This is a genomic window from Lysinibacillus sp. NPDC058147, assembly GCF_042884205.1.
Taxonomy (GTDB): domain Bacteria; phylum Bacillota; class Bacilli; order Bacillales_A; family Planococcaceae; genus Lysinibacillus.
The window spans coordinates 74543-97948 of sequence record NZ_JBHVUJ010000011.1; the positions used below are offsets into that span (position 1 = coordinate 74543).

Consider the following 23406-nt stretch of genomic DNA (forward strand, 5'->3'; position numbering starts at 1 on the left):
TTGAACAAAGTCTCGTATTTTATCATCAATGCTTTTACTACAGAGCTTTACAAGGGAAATCCCGCAGCAGTCTGTTTACTTGATTCAGCAATACCTGAGTCGACTATGCAAAAAATCGCTCAGGAGATTCCCGTACCAACAACAGCTTTTGTCCAAAAAAGAGGTAATGATTTTTTTCTTAGATGGTTTACACCAACAAAGGAAATACCGATTTGTGGACATGGAACAATCGCTAGTGCTTTTTTACTCTGGAAACAAGGGATTGTACCCATCAATTCTACGATTACATTCCAGACTGTAAGTGGCCCTTTGCAAGCAAATTGGTTGAATGAACTAGTTGAAATAACAATTAAGAAGTATCAGTTAGAAGAGATTGAATGTCCTTTGGAGCTTGAAGAATGGCTTGGGTTGAAACCTACATATGTAGGAAAAACAGAATTGGATTATATAGTGGAGCTAAGTCACGAAGAGTATATTGCAGATTTCAAAGCTGATTTTCCCGCGATGAAACAATTCCCTGTACGTGGTGTTTGTATTACAAGTATTTCTAAAAATGATGGAATTGATATTGTCTCTAGATTTTTTTCCCCAGCACAAGGCATTGATGAAGACCATGTAAATGGTTCCTCTCATGGTGCGTTAGGACCTTACTGGTGTGCAAAATTATCAAAAGAAAGCATCGTTAGCAAACAGCTTTCAAAACGTGGAGGATTATTGCACGTTACACCGAAAATAAAAGATGTTGCTATTGCGGGTTCGGCGGTTCAAGTATTAAGTGGTGAAATATTAATCTAAATATTGAGCTTAAACCATGGAAGTAAGGTTGATTTATTGTAGTATAAATACAGAACAGTACTGTCTAGAGGAGGAATAGCTATGAAGATTGGTTGTATTCAATTAAATGTAGGCTTTGGGAAAGTAGAAGAAAATTTTGCTCGTGCTGAGGACAAGATTCGTGAAGCGGCAAAACAAGGTGCAGAAATTATTGTACTACCAGAAATGTGGAATACAGGCTATGCACTTGAAAAACTACCAGAGCTAGCAGATGTTAATGGAGAGCGTTCAAAAGCATTTTTATCAAATCTAGCGAAAGAGCTTGGCGTACATATTGTTGGTGGCTCTGTTTCAACGAAGAAGGGCGATAAATTTTATAACACGATGTATACGTTTGATAAAAAAGGTGAGTTAGTAGGTGAATATAACAAGGCACATCTTTTCCGTTTGATGGACGAGCATTTATATTTAGAAGCAGGGGATGAAATGAATCGCTTTGCCCTTGGAGATATCGAGGCTGCAGGAGTGATTTGCTATGATATTCGCTTCCCTGAATGGCTACGTGCTCACGCCTTAGAAGGTGCAAAGGTATTGTTTGTACCGGCGCAATGGCCGACACCACGTATCGACCATTGGAAAACATTGTTGCAAGCACGTGCCATCGAAAATCAATGCTTTGTGATCGCTGTTAACCGTATTTCTAGAAAGGTAGAAAACTTCAATGGTCAATCAATGATCATTCAACCGTGGGGCGAAGTGCTGTGGGTTGGCGCAGAGGACGAAGAAGTAGCTGTCATCGACGTGGACTTTTCGATTGTCGATGAAGTACGAGGCCGAATTCCTGTTTATGACGACCGCAGACCTGGATTATATAGCGGAGTAGTTACCGAAAACTAAAATTTGATAGCACGCTCAGGGAGCAAAGCGATGTTGAGCGTGCTAACATGGCGAACACCGCTGATAGACCGGCGAACATCGCTGATAGACCGGCGAACACCGCTGATACCCAGCGAACATCGCTGATACCCCAGCGAACATCGCTGATAAACCGATGAACACCGCTGATAGACCGGCGAACAACGCTGATAAACCGACGAACACCGCTGATACCCCAGCGAACATCGCTGATAAACCGATGAACATCGCCGCTAACCCAGCCAACAACTAAGAAATTAGCTTTTATCCTCAATTAAAGAATTAGCGAGCAGCATAAATTCAAGTGTAATCCGATTGTGGCCCTTCATGAAATTTTCCCCTAAGAGACTTTCAAGCTTTTTTAAACGATGGTAGAGCGTTTGGCGAACGATGAACAGTTGATTGGCTGTTTGCTGTTTGGAGCCATTCGTTTGCAAGTATACTTGTAGAGTTTCTAGTAGCTTACTGTTATATTTTTTGTCGTATTCAATAACGGGCTGCAAATAATCTTGAATTACTTCCTGTAAATTGACTTGCATCTGTAATTTATAGATGAGGTGATACAGATGTAAATCATCGTAAAAATAAGATGTTGTTTGTACTTTACTGCAAATATACAATGTTTCGAGTGCCGTTTGATAGCTCTTTGGTATTTCTTCTACGTCTGCAACGACTTTACCAATGGCTACTTGATAACCTTGGGCTATTTGTTTTTTATAAAAATCAGTTTTCTGAACGGAAGAAACTAACGTATTTAATAATTCGCGACTCGATTTACTATCCTTCGTATGGAGTAAAATAAAAATGACATAGCTTTTTCTTTCAAATAAAAATGGTATAAATCCATTTTGCTCAAAAAGATTGCGATAGTAGAGCTTACTATAAATAATATCCTCTTGCACTTTAGAGATGGCATTAGGAGTTGCTAAAATAAAAACAGCCCCGCTAGAAAGTTTATAGTTAGAATGATAGGTTACGATAAATTTATAAATTTCCTCTTTCGATAGTTTTTGATCGATCCAATCCGCTAAAATAGAGGCATCCTCAATGTCCCTTTTCTCTTCGATATAAAATTCTCTCATTAACAGCTGTGCTAATGCAGTAGCTGTACGGTCTAAAATAAGTAATTCAAATTCTGAGAACAGGCCATCCTCTCTATAGAGCGTTAAATCTGCATAATGCTGGTCAAAAATAAAGATTGGTTCATTTTTAAATACTGATGCTGATTTTTTCATCGATAACAGTTGATGGCGCTTATTATGAGTCATATTTGGAGAGAAGATAGGCTCTCGACCTTTAATAGAAAAGATAATTTGTGTCATTAATTCATTATGCATATTTTCTAAAATTTCTTCTGCTGTTTGCCCTAATAGAGCATTTTTATTTAATGTTTGAGAGTAGGATTCTAAAGTGGAGATCATTAAATATTGTTGATTCATAATTTGACTATGTAAATCTTGTGTAATGCGGACAAAAGGGACAGTGTCATGAAAAACGATAATAGGGAAGCTGTGACGGTTAGCAAGAGCTACAATCACTTCTGGGATTGTTTGTATGGAAGTCCCATATTCAATGCATAATGCAGCACAATTTTTGTTGATTAAGGATTCTACAAAAAAGATAAAATCCTCTATGCTATGCTGAAGGCTTATCCCTGTTGTTAAAACCAGTTCATCACCAGCTAGAAAATTATCTACTTGTATAATTTCAATGACATGGGCCCACTTTACAATTCGTAATAATCCATCCTCACCAGCTACGACCTCCGCACTTTGAAAGTATGTATTTTCTAATACATCCTTCACTTGAAGCTTAAATTGACTCATTTTTATCCTCCCTCCTTTTAACATAGATCATTTTCCAATTTTCTTATTGATGTCCGATTTTTACTTAAATAAACGAAAATATTATATTTTTTGAATGTTTAGTCTATTTTACATTATGTTCAAAACAAATGTATAGAATTTTACAGTTTGTCTATTACTTCATTTCTATGTAACATGTAAAATTTTTGTAAGCGGTATCCAATTTAACTTCTTTCAGCGGGTGTCCAACATCCGCTGGAATAGAGGAACTCAGTCTAAGAACGCCACGTCCTGTGGCAATTATCTGTGCGAAAGCGAAGCGACAGCAACAAATGTTTTCTGTAGCGAAAGCAAAGCGTCAGCAACAAATGTTTTCTGTAGCGAAAGCAAAGCGTCAGCTACAATTATGCCGAGGCAAAAATTGATTAAAAGAGGTGAGCTAATATGGAGCAACAAACGCATTTACAAAGAGGGTTAAAGAAAAGGCATATGACGATGATCGCTATTGCAGGGGTTATCGGAGCCGGTCTATTTATGGGGAGTGGCTCAGTGATTAACTTAGCCGGCCCTGGAGCGATTTTATCTTATATATTCGCGGGTATTATCGTTATTCTTGTCATGCGAATGCTTGGAGAAATGGCAGCTGTCAATCCAACAAGTGGATCTTTTGCGCATTATGCACATGAAGCAATTGGTCCGTGGGCTGGTTTTATGATTGGCTGGTTATATTGGTTTTTCTGGGTTGTAGCAATTGCTTTAGAGGCAACGGCAGCAGCGGCGATTATTCAATATTGGTATGATGGAATTCCTTTATGGCTACTAAGTCTTTTATTAACGGTAGCACTTACCTTAACAAATGCTCTTTCTGTAAAAGCTTTTGGTGAATTTGAATATTGGTTCTCTCTTATTAAGGTTGCAAGTATTATAGCTTTCCTAGCGCTTGGTGCATTTATTATCTTTGGTATCGCACCTAACTTTGATGCGGTAGGTACTGCCAATTTAATCGGTGAGGGTGGCTTTTTGCCAAATGGTTTTGGTGCTGTCTTGATGGGTGTAGTCATTGTTATTTTCTCCTTTATGGGCACGGAGATTGTTGCCATTGCAGCTGGGGAATCTGACGAACCGTTAGCAGCGGTGACAAAAGCTACAAATTCAATTACTTGGCGTATTTTGATTTTCTATGTCGGATCGATAACGGTAGTTGTCACTTTATTACCTTGGCATTCCTCAAGTATTTTAACGAGTCCCTATGTAGCGGTATTGGATTACATCGGTATTCCAGCAGCTGCACAAATCATGAATTTTGTTGTCTTAACGGCAGTTTTGTCGTGTTTAAACTCCGCGCTTTACGCAACTTCTCGAATGGTATTTTCTTTAGCTGAGAAGGGGGAGGCCCCAAAAGCATTTTTAAAATTAAATAAAAAGGGTGCACCTGTTAACGCCATATTAACAGCGACATTCTTCTCTTATATTGCCGTTATTATGAACTATGTTTCACCAGATAAAGTATTTATGTTTTTACTTAGTTCATGTAGTGCAATCACATTGATTCTTTACTTAATCATTGCATTTTCACAATTAAAAATGCGCCGGAAAATTGAGAAAGAAAATCCCGAGCTTTTAAAAGTGAAAATGTGGTTATTCCCGTATTTAACGTATTTCACAATATTGGCTACAACAGCATTACTGATCGCTATGTTCTTTATTGAATCGATGCGCTCACAAATTTTATTTACATGTGTTGTAGTGGCAGTAGTGATGATTTTCTATTTAGTTACACAAAGGAAAAAGTCGTCACACCCAGTGGAGGAAGCAAATTCTATTTTCCAAAAGGAAGAATTGGATTTTGAATAATGATAAATAAGGAGTGGGGAATTATGACAGTTCAGCAAAAATTGAAAACGCTATCACATTTTATCAATGGTGTAGAAACAGCAGGTACTAGTGGCCGTTACTCGGAAGTATATAATCCAACAACAGGAGAGGTCATTGCGCAAGTTCCATTAGCGACTAGAGATGAGGTGAAACAGGCGATCCAGCTAGCGAAGGCAGCTTTCCCATCATGGAAAAAGACATCGATTGGTAAACGGGTCGAGGTTTTGCATCGTTTCCGTCAGTTATTAGTAGAAAGACAGGATGAGCTTATTGAAGCGATTTGTGAGGAAAGTGGGAAAACGAAAGAAGATGCTAAGGGGGAAATTGTTCGTGGCATTGAATCTGTAGATATGGCAATAAGTGCTCCGCAAATGCTGAAGGGAGAATACTCGGTTAATGTGGGCGGCAATATTAATGCCTTCTCTGCAAAAGCCCCACTTGGCGTTGTTGCAACAATTGCGCCATTTAATTTCCCTGTTATGGTTCCACTGGCAATTACAAGTATGGCGGTAGCGGTAGGAAATGCAGTTATTTTAAAGCCGTCTGAGCGTGTGCCGATCTCAGCATTATTTTTAAGTAACCTATGGAAAGAGGCAGGACTGCCAGATGGGATATGGACAGTCGTGAATGGCGATAAAGAGGCGGTCAATGAACTGCTTGAAAATAAAGAGATACAAGCAATTTCGTTTGTTGGATCCACACCTGTTGCGGAGTATATTTACCAAACAGGGACAAAGCACAATAAGCGTGTCGCTGCGTTTGGTGGCGGAAAGAACTTTATGATTGTCATGCCAGATGCAAATCTAGAGCAAACGGCTAATGCCTTTTTAGGTGCGGCATATGGAGCAGCGTCTCAGCGTTGTATGGCTATTTCAGGAGCGATCGTCGTTGGGAAAGATACTGAACAACGCTTTACAGAAATATTAAAAGAAAAAATCTTGAAATTAAAGGTTGGTCCATATACAGATGACGAGGTAGACTTTGGTCCAGTCATTACGCAGCAATCAAAAGATACTATTCTTCGATATATCGATGGTGCTATTGCGGAAGGAGCAAATCTTGTAACGGACGGCCGAAATCCCAAAATATGCGAAACATCTAAAGGCTTCTATCTTGGCCCGACATTGATAAATAATGTAACTCCAGAAATGACTATTTTTAAAGAGGAAGTTTTTGGTCCCGCGCGCATTGTTGTAGGCGTTGAGACCTTACAAGAAGCTATTGATTTAATTAATGACCATGAACTTGGGAATGGTGTCACGATGTTTACGAGCAGCGGTTCGTCGGCGCGTAAATTCCAAGAAGAAATTGAAGTAGGTATGGTAGGCGTTAATGTTCCGATTCCGATTCCAGTTGGCTATCACAATTTTGGCGGATGGAAGCGCTCTAAGTTTGGTGAAGGGCATATGTTTGGACCGGACCAAGCACGATTCTTCACGAAAGCGAAAACGATTTCTGAACGCTGGCCGGATGAAACAGAGGATACGACAAGTTCATTTGCGTTCCCAAGTAATAACGATGTGAATAAGTGAAAAAACATAAAGGGGTGTATAGATATGGTTCAAGTAAATCTTAAAAATGATATTTTAAAGAAAGATGAACAATATGTATGGCATTCAATGAAACCTTACAATCCACAAGCGACGTATGTAGTAGAAAAATCAAATGGTGCGAGGATTGTTGATACAGATGGAGTTGAATATATCGATGCAATGGCAGGATTGTGGTGTGTAAATGTAGGCTATGGACGCAAGGAATTAGCAGATGTTGCACATGAGCAGATGATGAAAAATGCATATGCTCCTTTATCACAGGGACATTTACCAGCAGTTGAACTGGCTGAAAAGATTAATGAAATGCTTGGTGGAGATTATGTTATTTTCTTCTCTAATAGTGGATCAGAGGCTAATGAAACTGCGTTTAAAATTGCGCGTCAGTATCATCAACAAAAAGGAGAAAGCTCTCGCTATAAAATTATTTCTCGCTACCGTGCATATCACGGAAGTTCTTTTGGCGCATTGGCTGCGACAGGGCAAGCAGAACGAAAATATAAATATGAACCATTATCTCCTGGCTTCATCCATGTAGCTCCACCTGATCAATATAGAGAACATGAAAGTGATACACTTGCCCCAACAGATTTAGCCAGCGTCAAGGCAGTAGATAAGACAATGACATGGGAGTTAAGTGAAACAGTAGCCGCAATGATTTTAGAGCCAATTATTACAGGTGGGGGCGTCATCATGCCTCCGGAAAATTACTTAAGGGGCATTGAAGAGGTGTGTAAAAAACATGGAGCTTTAATGATTGTAGACGAAGTAATTTGTGGCTTTGGTCGAACAGGTAAGCCATTTGGATTTATGAACTACGGTGTAAAACCAGATATTATTACAATGGCAAAAGGAATTACAAGTGCCTATTTACCATTATCAGCTACAGCGGTAAAACGAGAAATTTATGAGGCATTTACTGAGTCTGATGCATATGGTTATTTCCGACATGTCAATACATTTGGTGGATCACCAGTTGCATGTGCGGTCGCACTGAAAAATATTGAGATTCTTCAGCGAGAAGCATTATTTGAAAGATCTAGTGAGGTTGGGGCTGCTACTTTAAAAACACTTCAGCAAGCATTGAGTAATCACCCGAATGTTGGGAATGTTCGAGGCAAAGGTTTATTGATTGGCATCGAGTTAGTTTCAGATAAAACGTCGAAGGATCCTTTACCGGTAGATAAAGTAAATGCTGTTATTGCTGCATGTAAGGAGCAGGGTGTTATTATCGGTAAAAATGGTGCCACTGTTGCAGGCTTTAATAACGTATTAACATTATCTCCGCCACTTAATATTGTACAAGAGGATCTTGATACAATCATAAAAGTTGTCATTGATAGTATTCATAAAGTGAAGCTTTAATTAGTAGGAACTTTCTAACTCATTTTCTGTTCTACCAAAAAGCTGTCTCTTAAGTAAACTTTAGAGACAGCTTTTTGAATGTGTTATAGCATGAGAAAGGCGAGGCGCACTATGAGTATGAGCAAAACTCCTCCTGTTAGGAACAGCAACAATAAAATTCTCTTTTTTAAAGTATCATCCATACAAACCTTCACCTTACTCCTTTGTTGTTTTAAACATGTAGCCGCTATAAGAATTGTAGATAATCATTACGATACCTATTAACATGAAATTGGAAATGAGAGAACTTCCCCCATAGCTTAAAAATGGCAATGTCATACCTGTTACAGGTAAAAGTCCAATTGTCATACCGACATTTTGTGTGATTTGGAAGGCTAATAAACTAGAAATACCTGCTCCCATCAGCGTCATAAATGGGTCCTTTGCTTCTACTGTAATGAGAACGATACGGTAAATAACAAAAAATAAAAGAGTGATGACAAATGCCCCTCCAATAAACCCGGCCTCTTCAGCGATGTTAGCAAAAATGAAATCTGTATGCTTTTCCACGACATAGACATTATTCTTCATGTAACCTTTTCCGGTAAACTGTCCTGAACCAATTGCCGAAAATCCTTGCCTAGTTTGATAAGATGAATCTAGATGCTCATTAGGTTGCAACCAACCGTAAATTCGAGAAATTTGATGCCCTGATAATTTATTTAAAATTTTATCTGTGAAAAATTCATTGAATTTTACATAAAGAATAACCACAATGCTGAGAATTGATACAGGAATAGCTGTAAAGATGATTAGCAATTTTTTTTGTATACCTGAAAAGAAAATCATCGGTATAATCATCGACATATAAATCATTGCCATGCCCGTATCAGGCTGCTTATAAACAGCAAGTGTAGGCGGAAGGGTGATAGCAGCAATTATGAAGAGGAGTCGCATATCCGTTAAAAAGGTAGGGCGCGCATACTTCTCTCGATGTGCAACAATGACCTTACTGACAACAATTAAAAGTGCGAACTTTAAAAACTCTGACGGCTGAAATGATCCTAACACTGGAATTTGATACCAACGCTTCGCCTCATTAACAGTCCGAGCTATACTTTCGGGTGCAATAAATAAAGCAAATGTTAACAAGACCATCACCCAATAAAACGGCCAACCAATTTTTTGTAGTTGTTCAATATCAAGCATTGCTACTCCATACATAACTAAAAATCCGATTAGGTAATAAAAAAATTGCTTTATAATAAATGAGCTTGTATATTGCTCAAACACCGTACTGCTGGAATGAACAAAGAGACAACTAATAATACCGAGCAATGACAAGCTAATGACTAAACTTTTATCTAATTTATTAAACTGTAACATTCAAACACCTCCTTTTTCTGAACTATTAATAGACAACGATAGGGAATGCAGAAGGTTGCAAGTTAAATGATTATTACAAAAATTGAAAATCGTAAACCAATTTTACTAATATATTAATTTTACATTTGATTCTATAGGGTAGATTTAGAGGATACTACAATTGTTTTTAGTTTATTTCATTAGTTCTTCCGATGAGTGATCTTAGGGTTACAACTGTGTTATATGCAAAAGCGAAACGCTGAAATAGAATGTGCTGTTCAATATGATAACTTTGTGTTGGAGTAAATAGGTATAATTTCGCAACTCTTCGTGCAATCTTTACAAAAACATAACACTGGCTTTATATCTTCATATTATCATTATTGGTAAGAGTTGGAGAAGGAGCCAAGGATGATGCATTTTTTTCGATACATAATGGTGAAAGACAAGTTACTTGTGCTAATGATAGTTTGTGTACTTTCGAACGTGTTGCTAGGTATTTTTAGTGTTGATTATTTACGGAAAATGTCATGGCATGCAAGTGAAAGTTATACAGAAGGACTTGTACCGATCGGATCGTTAAATCAACTAGAGGAATCACAACGACAATTAGATTATTTAGTGGATTCAGCTGGAGTTTATCAAGAAATGACTGCCATTTTAAAAAACGCTGAGCAGTCCTTGAATCATTTAGAAAGTCTAGAGATTGATAAAAAGATGAATCATCAGATGAATAAATTTAAGACCTTACTAGCACAGCAAATAGAATTGATTGATGGCTATAAGCAAATGGGTAAAAGTGAACAACAACAATTTTATGTTCAGTCTTATTTACCTTTAAGCAAGCAAAGTCATTCATTATTAGAAGAAACTCAAAGTTATTTGGTTCAAAGAGCTAAGGAGCAGCAGCAGACATATCAGAAAGATGTGCAATTCGGTTATTGGCTATTAGGAGGAGTATGTTTATTTGTTGTTTTATTAGTAATTTGTATAGGATATATAGCAACAAAAGCTGTGAATATACCAACACGTCAATTGAAGTCATTATTAAAGCGTGCAGAGCAGGGTGATTTCACTGCGAATGCCAGTTATGTGGCGAAGGATGAGCTTGGCGAGGTAGTATTGTCTTACAATCAAATGGTAACAGAGATGAAAAGACTACTTCATACAGTATCAAAAAGTGCGCATGAGGTTGAAGAAATGACCGGGAAACTGCAGGGATCCTCCGAGCAATCATCTAACACGACGCGCAAAATTGCAAAGGATGTACAGTCCATTTCAGACTCAACTGCTGCTTCTACAAAAAAATTAGCTTCTAATACAGCATCTCTAGAGGAAGTGCTAAATGATGTGCAAGTAATTTTAGAAAAAGTACAAGTTGTAGAAAATTTTGCTCATAAAACTGCACGAGATGCAGAGAGTGGTACGGAAATTGTACAGGCAAATTTAACACAAATACAGGCTATTAAACTTGCAGTTGAAAAATCGAATACAGCCATTTTCAATCTTGTAGAGAGAGCGGCTACAATTGATCAAATGGTTGAGGTGATTGAAAAAATTACCGCGCAAACCAATCTTCTAGCCTTAAATGCATCTATTGAGGCTGCTAGAGCAGGTGAGCATGGCAAAGGATTTGCGGTAGTGGCTAATGAAGTACGCAAGCTCGCGGAGCAAACCGTCCATTCAACCCAAACGATTACGTCCATTGTACAAAACATTCATTTAGATTCTAACTATGCTGTGCAAATGATGGAAGGCGTGCTAGTGGCAACTGAAAAGGGTGTGCAAGTTACAGGAGATACGGCAACAAGCTTTGATCAAATTTTAGAAAAAGTACATACAATGAAGCCCTATATAATGGAAGTATCTGCAACCGTTCAAGAAATTGCCGACCATACGAAAAAAGTTAGTGAAGATGCTGTTATGTTAACATCATTTTCTGATACGAATGCAGCATCAACTAAACATGTAGCTAATTTAACAGCCGATCAATTAAACGCGCAGCAGCAAGTCCATGATTATATTAGAGAGCTACATAAAGTATCAAAAGTTTTACAAATAGCCGTAAAGCGTTTCTCAATTTAAAACAAATGGAACCTTCTTTGTATACAAAGAAGGTTCTTTTTGGGGCTAGCGGATGCAAGAATCATTTCATCGGACAAAATTATTACTAATCCTATGTGGAAAAATGAATAAATGTCTTTTTGAGAAGTACATATGTATTTTATTTGTTTTACCAGCACAATATTTTATAGGTCTCATATACTGATGATAAAGGGTTTTATATTCTAATTCCAAAAATTTAAAATATTATGGTTGTGTTTTTAATATGAACAAATTATAATGAGATTCATTGGAAGTGTTATTAAATCAATGTTTATTTATATATTATTGTACATTCCAAAAGTACAATTGTTCATAGGTGGAGGTTTGGAGAAATGAAAAAGATAATGGTTACAGGAGCACTAGGTCAAATAGGTTCTGAACTTGTTGAAAAACTTCGTAGTGTTTATGGAGAGGACAATGTGTTAGCGACTGATATTCGGAAGCTTGAGCATTCTAATGGTCCATTTGAAGTATTGGACGTGACGGATGGACAAAGAATGCATGAATTAGCGAATGATTTTGGTGCAGATACAATGATGCATTTAGCGGCGTTATTATCAGCTACAGCAGAAAGAAATCCGTTGCTTGCGTGGAATTTAAATATGGGTGGTTTAATGAATGCGTTGGAGGTATCGCGTGATTTAAACTTGCAATTTTTTACGCCAAGTTCAATAGGAGCGTTCGGTCCATCGACACCGAAGGATAATACGCCACAAGATACATTACAGCGTCCAACAACTATGTATGGGGTAAATAAAGTTGCTGGTGAGCTATTATGTGATTATTATTTCAATCGTTTTGGAGTAGATACTCGCGGTGTACGCTTCCCAGGGTTAATTTCATACGTAACTCCTCCAGGAGGTGGTACGACAGACTATGCAGTAGAGATCTTCTATGAGGCGATCGAGCAAGGTAAGTACACATCTTATATTCAAGAGGGTACGAAGATGGACATGATGTACATGCCAGATGCATTGCAGGCTATTGTAGATTTAATGGAAGCAGATAGTAGCAAACTAATACATCGCAATGCCTTTAATATCACTGCAATGAGCTTCGAGCCATCTGAAATTGCTGCGGAAATTAAAAAGCATTTGCCACATTTCCGTATGGATTATAATGTAGATCCAGTACGTCAAGCGATAGCAGATAGTTGGCCAGATTCTTTAAATATAGAAGCGGCACAGAAAGAATGGGGCTTTAAAGCACAGTACGACTTAGCAAAAATGACAATTGATATGCTAGAAAAATTAAAAATCAAGCTACAAACGAAAGCCTGTTCATAAATCATACTTGTAAAATAGAACGGATGAAGAAAACAATTTAGTTTTCTTCATCTTTTTGTGTTGGAACACAAAATGGTCAGGGAAATCTCTGTGAATGCTGGGGCACTTTAAATGGGATATTTTCGTTTTAGACACCACACTTTCCTATAGGAGCGATATTCTCAAGTTGTTATCAGCGATTATTGACATTTTATCAGCGATTCTTATATTGTTATCAGCGATCGGCATTTTGTAGCATCGAGTCGCTTCCTTCACTTTGAGCTGTCGCTATCGCTTTCGCGCAGAAAACATCTGTTTGCTCAGCGCCCCCAGGAAGCTCTGCTCTGCGCGAAAGCGAAGCGCTCAGCCGGAACCCCACGTTTTGCCAAAGAGCCATACTTTATTTAATATGGAGCCATGATTTCATTGACACAACAGCTTTTCAAAAAAACGGATGAAGAAAACAATTTAGTTTTCTTCATCTCTTTTTTTATTTCTAATAGTTATTTTAGAAAAAAGTTAACAATAAAAAGAAAATTATTGGAATATATAGCTTAATTTATGGTTTTTAAATATAATTATATTCGGAATATTAATATTTTTCAGTTAAATCATTTATTAATATTTCACAAGGGTAAAGAGAGGGAGTTCACAAGCGAAAGGATGGATGGTATTTATGATGCAAACGCCGTTAGTATTAACAAGCTTTTTTAAAAGAGCAGAAAGCTATTTTGCTAGAAAGACTATTGTTTCAAGGACGAGCCCACAGAAGATTCATCGTTTAACATATGAGGAATGGGCGAAAAGAACACGTCGCTTAGCAGATGCGCTCACAAAGTTGGGGATGACAAGAGGGATGAAGATTGGCTCCTTTGCTTGGAATCAACATCGCCACTTAGAGGCTTATTTTGCGGTACCATGTTCTGGCGCTATTTTGCACATGGTGAATATTCGTTTATCAGAAGAGCATTTAATTTATATTATTAATCATGCAGAAGATGAAATTTTAATAATTGATGTGGACTTGCTACCAATTATTGAAAACATTGCGCCGGAGCTCAAGACAGTAAAACATTATATTATTATGACGGATGAGGATACTTTACCAGAAACGACATTACCGAATGCATTATCCTATGAGGATTTATTAGCAGTAGCAGATGAAAACTATCAGTTCCCAGAGGATATTGGGGAAGAGGAGCCTGCTGGCATGTGCTATACAAGCGCTACAACAGGAAATCCAAAAGGGGTTGTTTATTCACATCGAGGCCTAGTGCTACATAGTATGATGCTGAGTATGTCTGATTCAATGGGCATTTCTGAGCGTGATGTCGTGATGCCGATTGTACCAATGTTTCATGCAAATGCATGGGGCTTACCATTTGCAAGTGTCAATGTAGGTGCTACACAAGTATTGCCTGGTCCACAATTCACATCAGCAATTATTTTGGATTTAGTAGAGCAGGAGAAGGTTACATTAACAGCTGGAGTGCCAACCATTTGGATCGGTGCGTTGCAGGAACAGGAAAAGCGTGAGCGAGATATAAGTTCGCTACGTGCTATTTGTTGTGGCGGCTCTGCTTCACCTACTCGACTTATTCGTACATTTGAAGAGCAGTATGGCATTCCATATATAGTCGTGTATGGAATGACTGAAACAACACCGATTGTAGCGTTATCAAATTATATGTCTTGGATGGATGAATGGCCAATTGAAAAGCGTATTGAATCACGAGCGATGCAAGGAATGACGATGGCCGGTATTGAATCGAGTATTATTAATGACAATGGCGAAGTGCCATGGGATGGAGAGACTATGGGTGAGTTACGCTTACGAGGTCCATGGATTTCCCACGAGTACTATCGGGATGATCGTACAAATGATGCCTATCGTGGCGGCTGGTTATATACAGGGGACATTGCGGTACGAACAGAAGATGGCTTTATCAAAATAACAGATCGTACAAAGGATTTAATTAAATCAGGCGGGGAGTGGATTTCCTCAGTGGATTTAGAAAATACGTTAATGACCCATGATGCTGTTTTGGAAGCAGCAGTAATTGCAATTCCACATATTAAATGGCAAGAACGCCCGCTAGCTTGTGTAGTATTGAAAGTAGGAATGTCAGCAAGTGAAGAGGAGCTTCTTGCATTTTTAGAAAGTCAATTCGCAAAATGGTGGGTACCAGATGATGTGGTATTTTTAGATGAAATTCCAAAAACATCAGTTGGAAAGTTTTTGAAAGCTAAGCTTCGAGATAATGTAGCAGAAATTTATCCGAAATTAGGTTCATTCGTATAGTTAAAAGAGCGATTTCCACAAAAGGAAGTCGCTCTTTCATTTCGTTATTTATTTAACATTTGAAATACTTGTTCTACGTCTTTGTCTCCACGGCCAGAGATATTGATAATAATGCTCTCTCTCGGAGATAATGTTGGCGCAAGCTTTAGTGCATGAGCAACTGCATGGGAGCTTTCAAGTGCAGGTATAATTCCTTCAACCTTTGACAGCACTTGGAATGCTTCAAGCACCTCTTCATTCGTCACCGTTACATATTCTCCACGACCGATTGTTTTTAAATAGCTATGCTCTGGACCGGCTCCAGGATAATCTAGTCCAGCGGCAATCGAATATGTTGGTAGTGGATTGCCCTCTGCATCTTGCAGTACTAAGCATTTGAAGCCATGTAATTCACCTGGTGTTCCTTCATTTAACGTTGCAGCCTTATCGGGTTCGATACCGATGAGGCGAACATTGTCATCTGCAATATACTCTGCAAACGCACCGATCGCATTACTACCGCCACCGACACAAGCGAGTACTGCTGCTGGTAGCTTACCTTCTTTTTCTAAAATTTGTTCGCGACTTTCACGGCTAATGACTGATTGGAAATGTTTGACCATTGAAGGGAATGGGTGAGGCCCCACTGCAGAACCTAGTAAATAGAAAGTCGTCTCATAGCTTTCAACTAAATCAGCAAATGCTTCATCCACTGCATCCTTTAGTCGCCCCTGACCTTTATCAACAGCTACTACCTTTGCACCAAGAAGCTCCATACGGAAGACGTTTAATGCTTGACGCTTTGTATCCTCTAAACCCATATAAATTGTGCAATCCATCCCGAACATTGCACAAGCAGTTGCTGTTGCTACACCATGCTGACCTGCACCTGTTTCGGCGATCACACGATTAGCACCCATGCGCTTGGCCAATAAAATCTGACCTAGAACGTTATTAATTTTATGAGAACCTGTATGGTTAAGATCTTCACGCTTTAAATAAATTTTTGCGCCACCTAATTGTTTTGTTAAATTTTCAGCAAAATAAAGTGGAGATTTGCGTCCAACATATTCATGGAAATAATAATCTAGCTCTTTATTAAAGTCTTCATCGTCTTTATATTTTTGGAAGTTTTCATCTAAAATATTTAATACATTTTGAAGCTCATCAGGAACAAAGCTACCGCCAAATTCACCAAAATATCCTTTTTTCTCTACTACTATACTCATCTTCTCTCGACTCCTCTTATCTAATTTTTCCATAAAAAAAAGTCACTACAATCCTTCTGTAAAAAGGACGAGTAACCGTGGTGCCACCTTCATTCGCAAACATTGCGCTCTTTCGTACTCCGGTAACGGGGAGTAAATTCGTCCTCACATTTGATGAGGCTGCTCCAAAGTCCATTCACAAGTATGTACTACTGATTTGCACCAACCATCAGCTCTCTTTAAGTACTACAGCTTGCTACTATTCTTTTTCCTAGCGTTTATTGAAATGAATTGTAAAGTATTTTCAGAATAGTGTCAATGTGTGCTGGTACCAAGAAAATAAAAAAGACGAATCTGATAAGACTCGTCTGTGTTTAAATTAAATTTTTGAAGTTTAAGCGTTTATTCAATATATACATAATTGGTGCACCGACTGCTAAGACAACAAATTCACCTACAGCAACAGTTAACCATGTCCAGAAGAATGGTAATTCTAATGCTAGGTTCAATTCAAATGCAATGATAAACATGGTGCATGTAAATAAAAATGTATTGATGACTAAGCGTGCCCAAATATTTTTAACAAATTTACAAATAAGAATGAGCAACCCAAGGGTAATCATCGAATGGCCAACACCAAAAATTAAATCGTAGATACCGAGTGGTGAAAATATGTTGGAGATAAATACACCAATAATAATCCCAACGGCAAAACGGGGGTTAAAGGCAACTAAATGGTTAAACATTTCGGATAGACGGAACTGCACCTCTGTAAAGCCAAATGATCCGACTAATAATGTAACAGCAATGTAGAACGCTGCAATAATGCCACTCATTGCTAAAAATTTTACTTTCATATTCATTTCTCCTTAGTTTTTTTGCGTGGGATGGTTACGAACCACGTAGAGCAAGTGCAATCATATCAATGTTCATGCTTATTTGTAAATAGCGATGAGTAAAAAAAGCGCAGAAATTCATAGCGCTAACGGTAATATTTAGCTCTTGTTCGTTGCTCATTAATGTGTGCGTAATCAGTATTCGAATTTGGAATCCATAAGAAGGGGAGCTTGTACACTTGCTTCTTTACATATGGAATGAAAACTTAAGGAGAGCCCAGCCATATCAAAAAAGAACTGTTTCTAAGCAGTTCTTTTAACAAGTGTAGTTATCGGTAGTTTTTTAAAACACTAAAAGCTTGAGCAAATTTTTGGGCAAAGAATAATGGGGGTTCTATTGATTGAAAGTGAACGTATAAAATAGCTGGGTCTGAAAAGATCCAGTGATTATGAACGGCACTTATAATCAAATTATTTTCTGCAAGTACCTTAACAAATGGAGTTAATTCTTCTTGAAGTACTACCACTTCACCTAAGTTAAGTGCATTTCCATACATATCGAGTGATTCGAATGTTATCCCAGCATGAAGTGCACTACGACTTGGGCGACCTTGAATCATAACATTAAGATTTCGATTAAGTTTTACTGAGCATACGCCATGTTCGACAGAAGCTTTTCCGTTTGCAATCTGAGCAAATTTTGTACACATATCTTGGGGATTTTGCATTTAGACACCTCTACTTCTTAATATTTGAGATATCTTGGTGCGAAAGTAGTAAGGGTTTCTAATTTGAAACTACTCATCTAAAACATTTCTAATTTCTTCTATTTCTAAAATTAAATCGTCCAGTTGCTTTTTAAATTCATCCGTATATTCTAGTTCTTCATCTAAGTCTTTTGTATATTCTAAGGCGTTTAAGGCAAAATCTAGAGCGAATTCGAATAGACTGTCACAAAGATTAGAAATGATTGTGTCAATATCTCCTGTTTTTGCATTTTGGTTCTCTTTTGAATAAGAAGGTTGATGATTTAAATCCCTTTCATTATTATTCATGGTATTCCTCCTTTTTGGGAACAGCACTGTCTCATTTGCATCATATGCATTAAATGTAAAAAAGGAGACTGAAAACATAAAGGGAATAAAATGAGCTGATGATTTTAAAGTACTCGCAGGTTGTCTTTATTCAGCCATTCAAGGTGCTGCTCCAACGTACGTATGCTTCCCAGATATCCCGATACCTCAAAGTAGTTGGTTATTAGATATCGTGAAAGAAGTAAAAGCAAATACTGTTATGAAGGCTGACAGTTCTTATGGGGGAATGTAGGGTTTTGGAGTTTTACATAAATTATTAAAAAATAAAATGACAGAAAAATAACTTCGCAAAATTGTCAAAAAAATTTCTGCTATGTTAGAAAAAGAAATCAATTTATACAAACAGCGTAGTTTAGCGGTTTAAAGCGACAAATTGAATGAAAAGATAAAATATTTAGCTAACTTAAAGAGTCAGAACATTCATAATGTTGTTGACGAACCCCGATAATAACGATAATATAGCGATACGTTCACACTTCGTTTGGATAAAGTGTGATAAATATTAGAGATAATATCGGGGGGATTATTTGTGAAAAGCAATTTAAAAAAGCTTTCGTTCCTGTTATTTGGGTTAGTTTTAATGCTTGCTGCTTGCGGTAGCAGTGGCTCTAGTTCATCGGATTCGAAAGGAAACGAAACGAATAATGCAAGTGAAAGCGGCAATGCCGGTGACAAAACATATAAAATCGGAATCACTCAAATTGTTGAGCATCCTTCTTTAAATGCTGCAACGGATGGTTTTAAAAAGGCAATTGAAGATTCAGGATTAAAAGTTGAGTACGATTCACAAATAGCGCAAGGAGATAACAGCCTTAACACGACGATCGCAAACAATCTAGTAAGTGCTAACGTAGATTTAATTTTTGCTAATTCTACGCCGTCTGCACAAGCGGCAGCGACAGCTACTAGTGATATTCCTATTGTCTTCACTTCTGTAACAGATGCTGTTGGCGCACAGCTAGTAGATTCTATGGAGAAGCCAGGGAAAAATGTAACAGGAACGATTGATTTACATCCTGATACTATTTCGAAAACAGTGGGATTCTTAAAGGAATTAGGCGCGAAAAAAGTAGGTATGGTTTACAACGCTGGTGAGCAAAACTCAGTAGCACAAGTAAAAGAAGTGAAAAAGGTTATGGGCGAGCAAGGGCTAACAGTAGTTGAAGCATCTGCGGCAACTTCTGCAGAAGTAAAACAAGCTGCTGAATCATTAATCGGTAAAGCAGATGCATTCTATATCATTACTGATAATACAGTAGTTTCAGCTCTTGAGTCTGTAATTGATGTAGCGAATGCTAATAAATTACCACTAGTTGTTGGAGAACTTGACTCTGTGGCACGTGGTGGCTTAGCGGCATATGGATTCGAATATTATGACATCGGTTATGAAGCGGGGCAAATGGCTGTGAAGATTCTAAAAGGTGAAGCAACACCTGCTGATATACCAGCTCAATACCCACAAAAGCTAAAACTATTAATTAATAAAAAAGTAGCTGAAGATTTAGGAATCGAAATTAAAGATTCTTGGGGTGCAGAGCTTTTAGAAAAGTAATGACCTAATATGATTATCTTATGAAACGAAGCGGGGGAGAACTAAACTGCCCCCGCTTTATCTACTTTTAGAGTAAAAATTGAATTCATTTATGAGGAAGAATCACCGCTCTGTTTGTGGATAGAATATATTAAAGAATTATGTAGTGTTCACAATTATGGTGGGGTAATCCTTTCGAGTTACATTTTATTTGAATACTAGTTTCCTAGAAGGTTATGATTCATCATCGAAAGTCTTGTTAAAAGTATGACATGTGGATAAGTTGATTGGAGTGGAGGTTGGGCGACTCCTTGGGGATTAGCGATAGAGGAACGAAGGCTAAAAGCATCTCGTCCTGTGATAACTCCTTCGTGACCAACATCTTGTTGGCCCGGGATCCAGCAGCGAAGCGTGCGGCTCATCGGACGCCCCCAGGAAGCTTTGCTCTGTGCGAAAGCGTAGTGCTAACGTAGCGGCAGCAACAAAGCGCCCAGCCGGAACGGAAATCAACTTCAAGTTATAGTGATGAGCTAAATTATTTATTAAGAAATTATTAGGAGATGATTCAACTATGTTTATAGCAATATTTGGCGCGATGGAGCAAGGAATCATCTATGCAATTATGGCACTTGGTGTGTATTTAACATTCCGCGTGTTAGATTTTCCGGATTTAACGGTTGATGGAAGCTTTGTAACAGGGGCGGCTACAGCGGCGACGATGATTCTGCTTGGCTACCACCCAATCTTAGCGACTTTAGTGGCAATTGTTGCTGGATTTATTGCTGGATGTATGACAGGAATTCTTCACACAAAAGGGAAAATTAATCCTCTATTATCGGGGATTTTAATGATGATTGCTTTGTATTCTATTAACCTACGTATTATGGGATCAACTGCAGAAAATACGATAGGTCGTCCGAATATTCCACTATTGAATTCAGAGACTTTATTTTCAAAGTTTCAAGCATTTTGGAGTAATTTAGGTATCGATACGGCATTAAATAATCTATTAAAAGGCATCGGCGTTCAGACACTACCTTCAACATGGAGTACGATAATCGTCGTATTAATCATCACGATTTTAATTAAGCTCATTGTAGACTGGTTCTTAAAAACAGAGGTTGGATTGGCTATTCGAGCAACTGGTGATAATAAGCGTATGATTCGTAGCTTCTCGGCAAATACAGATACACTTATAATTTTAGGACTAGGACTTTCTAATGCACTTGTTGCATTTTCTGGAGCTTTAATCGCACAATATTCGAAGTTCTCAGATGTCAGTATGGGGATAGGGATGATTGTAATCGGTCTTGCATCTGTTATTATCGGCGAAGCAATCTTCGGTACAAAAACGATTATGCGCACAACTTTCGCTGTCATTGCTGGAGCGATCATTTACCGTATTATTTTAGCATTAGCATTACGAGTAGATTTCCTTGATTCAGGCGATATGAAATTAATAACAGCGATTATTGTTATTATAGCGTTGATTTTACCTCAATTTATTAATAAGAGTAAGGAGCGCAAACGTAAGGTGAAGCGCGCAGCAGAGAGGACACGAGTAAAGCCGGTTGAGCAGGGAGGGAAGGACCTTGCTTAAATTAAACGGCATTAATAAGATTTTTAATGAAGGTACGCCTGATGAAAAAATAGCACTTGCAGAAATTAATTTGCACTTAAAGCCAGGAGATTTCGTCACAATTATCGGCAGTAATGGTGCCGGTAAATCGACCATGATGAATATGATTTCTGGCGCGTTAACACCAGACTTCGGCACGGTTTCAATTGATGGAAATGAGGTTACGACTTTACCAGAATATAAGCGCTCCCACTATATCGGTCGCGTATTCCAAGATCCGATGGCTGGTACAGCACCAACAATGACGATTGAGGAAAATTTAGCATTAGCTTACTCACGTAATAAGAGTAGAGGCATGCGTATCGGTGTTGATAAAAAACGTCGGGAATTTTTCAAGGAATCATTGCAGATGCTGGGCTTAAATCTAGAAAATCGATTGTCTGCAAAAGTCGGCTTACTTTCAGGAGGAGAGCGTCAAGCGCTGTCTCTTTTAATGGCAACATTTACGAAGCCTTCGATTTTATTGCTAGACGAGCATACGGCGGCACTAGACCCATCTCGGGCAGAGTTAATCACACGTATTACGAAATATTTAGTTGAGAAAGACAACTTAACGACATTGATGGTCACGCACAATATGCAACAAGCATTAGACTTAGGAAATCGACTGATTATGATGGATAAAGGCCAAATCATTCTAGAGGTTGGGGAGGAACGCAAGCATGAATTAACCATCCCAGATTTAATGGCCGAGTTCGAACGTATCCGAGGTGAGAAAATGAACTCAGACCGTGCACTACTAGGATAAATGATGGCAAAACGCTCATACATAGGTATGGGCGTTTTTTTAATGTCGATATTTTTCTAAGGCTGTTTTCTATAGATTGTTGCTGCTAATACATAAAGGCTAAATTGAATCTACACAGCACTTGAAGACTCATACAAACTACCAAGTTAAATCATTTAAAAATGTAAGAATATCTTTATTTAGGTCGTTAATGTCCGTGCCTAATGTCATTAAATGTTTAGAGTTCGGATACCCTTTCATTGTTTTTTGATTCGTCGCAACGCTTTGAAAAATTACCTCTGCACTCTCTTTATACAATGGTTCATCTAATTCACCGTATAATATACGAATTGGTGACGTTAAAAGTGCTAATTTATCCATCGTTATATCAATTAACTGTTGGAACTCAACTAATGAATCGATAGACATAGTTTGAAGACGTTTCATTTCTAAATTTATTTGTTCTTCATTTTTCCCTTCAAGTTGTTTGTATCCTTTTGCATAATGAAAGACACGCTTTTGTAGAAAAGTTGCTTCCCTTTGTATTGGAACTGACATTGTCACGACACCATTTATCTCCAACTCTTGACCAACTTTTAATGCAAACACACCACCAAGAGAAAGACCAATCACAGCTATTTTTTGAAAACCTTCATCCTTCATCAACTGGTAACCGTTCAGTACATCTTGCCACCAATCTGATGGTCTATATGTGAGAAGTTTTTCTGCTGTTAAACCGTGTCCACTGTATAAAGGTGCATAGCAAGAATAATTGTTCTTTTGCAAATACTTACCTAACTTTTTCATATCAATTGTATTGCTTGTGAAAGAATGTAATAGTAAAACGGCTTTATCTCCACCTTTATAGAAAAAAGGCTTAGGGGGTACTATTTTCAGCATTATTTTGAATACCTCACTAATTTATTCTTAGACTTTAATTAAATTTCTGAACATCGTAGTTATATAATTCCTTTAAAGTATAACATTCATTCGTAATTGAACTAAACTGAGTAGTTAGTTGAATAGCAACAATATTTTCGAAAACAGCCTTTTCTAAAGTTGGATGATAAAAAATAAAAGTTTTCGATAAA

Annotated in this window: 19 protein-coding genes, 1 riboswitch and 1 other annotated feature; of the genes, 12 read left to right on the forward strand and 7 right to left on the reverse strand. The window is 37.9% G+C overall.

Annotated elements, in window-relative coordinates; all coding sequences use genetic code 11:
• Together ACFVT8_RS22095 and ACFVT8_RS22100 are read left to right on the forward strand one after the other, a co-directional pair.
• On the forward strand, positions 1-795 hold the full coding sequence (locus ACFVT8_RS22095; RefSeq protein ID WP_387084047.1) for a PhzF family phenazine biosynthesis protein: 795 nt from the start codon (positions 1-3) through the stop codon (positions 793-795).
• Positions 796-876: 81 nt separating this feature from the next.
• Positions 877-1671, forward strand: coding sequence for a carbon-nitrogen family hydrolase (locus tag ACFVT8_RS22100; RefSeq protein ID WP_387084045.1), 795 nt, complete (start codon positions 877-879; stop codon positions 1669-1671).
• A gap of 275 nt (positions 1672-1946) precedes the next feature.
• On the opposite strand, the gene ACFVT8_RS22105 is transcribed toward ACFVT8_RS22100, so the two are convergent.
• Positions 1947-3515, reverse strand: coding sequence for a PucR family transcriptional regulator (locus ACFVT8_RS22105; RefSeq protein WP_387084043.1), 1569 nt, complete (start codon positions 3513-3515; stop codon positions 1947-1949).
• Positions 3516-3787: 272 nt separating this feature from the next.
• Here ACFVT8_RS22105 and ACFVT8_RS22110 point away from each other — a divergent pair, with 272 nt between their 5' ends.
• From ACFVT8_RS22110 to ACFVT8_RS22125, 4 genes are read left to right on the forward strand one after another with little or no spacing between them, the layout of a single operon-like run.
• Positions 3788-3919 carry a hypothetical protein gene (locus ACFVT8_RS22110; protein ID WP_387084041.1) on the forward strand — a complete coding sequence of 44 codons (132 nt, stop codon included), beginning with the start codon at positions 3788-3790 and terminating at the stop codon, positions 3917-3919.
• A gap of 19 nt (positions 3920-3938) precedes the next feature.
• Positions 3939-5348, forward strand: a complete 1410-nt coding sequence (locus ACFVT8_RS22115; RefSeq protein ID WP_387084039.1) for an amino acid permease — start codon at positions 3939-3941, stop codon at positions 5346-5348.
• Between the two features lie 23 nt (positions 5349-5371).
• Positions 5372-6901 carry a CoA-acylating methylmalonate-semialdehyde dehydrogenase gene (locus ACFVT8_RS22120; protein WP_387084038.1) on the forward strand — a complete coding sequence of 510 codons (1530 nt, stop codon included), beginning with the start codon at positions 5372-5374 and terminating at the stop codon, positions 6899-6901.
• A gap of 24 nt (positions 6902-6925) precedes the next feature.
• Positions 6926-8284 carry an aspartate aminotransferase family protein gene (locus ACFVT8_RS22125; protein ID WP_387084036.1) on the forward strand — a complete coding sequence of 453 codons (1359 nt, stop codon included), beginning with the start codon at positions 6926-6928 and terminating at the stop codon, positions 8282-8284.
• A gap of 195 nt (positions 8285-8479) precedes the next feature.
• On the opposite strand, the gene ACFVT8_RS22130 is transcribed toward ACFVT8_RS22125, so the two are convergent.
• On the reverse strand, positions 8480-9649 hold the full coding sequence (locus tag ACFVT8_RS22130; RefSeq protein WP_387084034.1) for an FtsW/RodA/SpoVE family cell cycle protein: 1170 nt from the start codon (positions 9647-9649) through the stop codon (positions 8480-8482).
• Positions 9650-10039: 390 nt separating this feature from the next.
• Between ACFVT8_RS22130 and ACFVT8_RS22135 the strand changes: the two genes are divergently transcribed.
• From ACFVT8_RS22135 to ACFVT8_RS22145, 3 genes are all read left to right on the forward strand, one after another.
• Complete coding sequence (locus ACFVT8_RS22135) at positions 10040-11713, forward strand: methyl-accepting chemotaxis protein (protein WP_387084032.1); 1674 nt, start codon at positions 10040-10042, stop codon at positions 11711-11713.
• A gap of 353 nt (positions 11714-12066) precedes the next feature.
• Positions 12067-13020, forward strand: a complete 954-nt coding sequence (locus ACFVT8_RS22140; RefSeq protein ID WP_387084030.1) for an L-threonine 3-dehydrogenase — start codon at positions 12067-12069, stop codon at positions 13018-13020.
• Between the two features lie 655 nt (positions 13021-13675).
• Positions 13676-15301: a long-chain fatty acid--CoA ligase gene (locus tag ACFVT8_RS22145; RefSeq protein WP_387084028.1), complete on the forward strand. Its 1626-nt coding sequence runs from the start codon at positions 13676-13678 to the stop codon at positions 15299-15301.
• A gap of 44 nt (positions 15302-15345) precedes the next feature.
• On the opposite strand, the gene trpB is transcribed toward ACFVT8_RS22145, so the two are convergent.
• From trpB to ACFVT8_RS22165, 4 genes are all read right to left on the reverse strand, one after another.
• Entirely contained in the window at positions 15346-16509 is a 1164-nt protein-coding gene (gene trpB / locus ACFVT8_RS22150; RefSeq protein ID WP_387084026.1) for a tryptophan synthase subunit beta, read from the reverse strand.
• 60 nt (positions 16510-16569) lie between these two features.
• Positions 16570-16770: a binding site (T-box leader), on the reverse strand.
• Between the two features lie 92 nt (positions 16771-16862).
• Complete coding sequence (locus ACFVT8_RS22155) at positions 16863-17345, reverse strand: QueT transporter family protein (protein ID WP_387084024.1); 483 nt, start codon at positions 17343-17345, stop codon at positions 16863-16865.
• Between the two features lie 6 nt (positions 17346-17351).
• Positions 17352-17396, reverse strand: a riboswitch (PreQ1 riboswitch).
• 257 nt (positions 17397-17653) lie between these two features.
• Positions 17654-18052, reverse strand: a complete 399-nt coding sequence (locus tag ACFVT8_RS22160) for a DUF1259 domain-containing protein (RefSeq protein WP_387084022.1) — start codon at positions 18050-18052, stop codon at positions 17654-17656.
• Between the two features lie 69 nt (positions 18053-18121).
• Complete coding sequence (locus tag ACFVT8_RS22165; RefSeq protein ID WP_387084020.1) at positions 18122-18379, reverse strand: hypothetical protein; 258 nt, start codon at positions 18377-18379, stop codon at positions 18122-18124.
• A 568-nt stretch (positions 18380-18947) separates the two neighbouring features.
• Here ACFVT8_RS22165 and ACFVT8_RS22170 point away from each other — a divergent pair.
• The 3 genes from ACFVT8_RS22170 to ACFVT8_RS22180 all read left to right on the forward strand — a co-directional run bounded on the left by ACFVT8_RS22170 (position 18948) and on the right by ACFVT8_RS22180 (position 22336).
• The gene (locus ACFVT8_RS22170) at positions 18948-19970 is read left to right on the forward strand and encodes an ABC transporter substrate-binding protein (protein WP_387084018.1); all 1023 of its coding nucleotides are present in this window, start codon (positions 18948-18950) and stop codon (positions 19968-19970) included.
• Between the two features lie 550 nt (positions 19971-20520).
• A complete protein-coding gene (locus tag ACFVT8_RS22175) occupies positions 20521-21549 on the forward strand; it encodes an ABC transporter permease (protein WP_387084016.1) in 1029 nt (342 codons plus the stop codon).
• Positions 21542-22336 (forward strand): ABC transporter ATP-binding protein, encoded by a 795-nt coding sequence (locus ACFVT8_RS22180; protein WP_387084014.1) that lies wholly within the window; start codon positions 21542-21544, stop codon positions 22334-22336. Before ACFVT8_RS22175 ends, ACFVT8_RS22180 begins: the two co-directional genes overlap by 8 nt.
• A 138-nt stretch (positions 22337-22474) precedes the next feature.
• On the opposite strand, the gene ACFVT8_RS22185 is transcribed toward ACFVT8_RS22180, so the two are convergent.
• A complete protein-coding gene (locus ACFVT8_RS22185; RefSeq protein ID WP_387084012.1) occupies positions 22475-23215 on the reverse strand; it encodes an alpha/beta hydrolase in 741 nt (246 codons plus the stop codon).
• Positions 23216-23406 lie beyond the last annotated feature (191 nt).

Bases quoted from the DNA above. Each gene is read 5' to 3' on its own strand.
- ACFVT8_RS22100 (WP_387084045.1), top strand. From the start codon at position 877: ATGAAGATTGGTTGTATTCAATTAAATGTAGGCTTTGGGAAAGTAGAA.
- ACFVT8_RS22105 (WP_387084043.1), bottom strand. From the start codon at position 3,515: ATGAGTCAATTTAAGCTTCAAGTGAAGGATGTATTAGAAAATACATAC.
- ACFVT8_RS22115 (WP_387084039.1), top strand. From the start codon at position 3,939: ATGGAGCAACAAACGCATTTACAAAGAGGGTTAAAGAAAAGGCATATG.
- ACFVT8_RS22120 (WP_387084038.1), top strand. From the start codon at position 5,372: ATGACAGTTCAGCAAAAATTGAAAACGCTATCACATTTTATCAATGGT.
- ACFVT8_RS22125 (WP_387084036.1), top strand. From the start codon at position 6,926: ATGGTTCAAGTAAATCTTAAAAATGATATTTTAAAGAAAGATGAACAA.
- ACFVT8_RS22130 (WP_387084034.1), bottom strand. From the start codon at position 9,649: ATGTTACAGTTTAATAAATTAGATAAAAGTTTAGTCATTAGCTTGTCA.
- ACFVT8_RS22135 (WP_387084032.1), top strand. From the start codon at position 10,040: ATGATGCATTTTTTTCGATACATAATGGTGAAAGACAAGTTACTTGTG.
- ACFVT8_RS22140 (WP_387084030.1), top strand. From the start codon at position 12,067: ATGAAAAAGATAATGGTTACAGGAGCACTAGGTCAAATAGGTTCTGAA.
- ACFVT8_RS22145 (WP_387084028.1), top strand. From the start codon at position 13,676: ATGATGCAAACGCCGTTAGTATTAACAAGCTTTTTTAAAAGAGCAGAA.
- trpB (WP_387084026.1), bottom strand. From the start codon at position 16,509: ATGAGTATAGTAGTAGAGAAAAAAGGATATTTTGGTGAATTTGGCGGT.
- ACFVT8_RS22155 (WP_387084024.1), bottom strand. From the start codon at position 17,345: ATGAAAGTAAAATTTTTAGCAATGAGTGGCATTATTGCAGCGTTCTAC.
- ACFVT8_RS22160 (WP_387084022.1), bottom strand. From the start codon at position 18,052: ATGCAAAATCCCCAAGATATGTGTACAAAATTTGCTCAGATTGCAAAC.
- ACFVT8_RS22165 (WP_387084020.1), bottom strand. From the start codon at position 18,379: ATGAATAATAATGAAAGGGATTTAAATCATCAACCTTCTTATTCAAAA.
- ACFVT8_RS22175 (WP_387084016.1), top strand. From the start codon at position 20,521: ATGTTTATAGCAATATTTGGCGCGATGGAGCAAGGAATCATCTATGCA.
- ACFVT8_RS22185 (WP_387084012.1), bottom strand. From the start codon at position 23,215: ATGCTGAAAATAGTACCCCCTAAGCCTTTTTTCTATAAAGGTGGAGAT.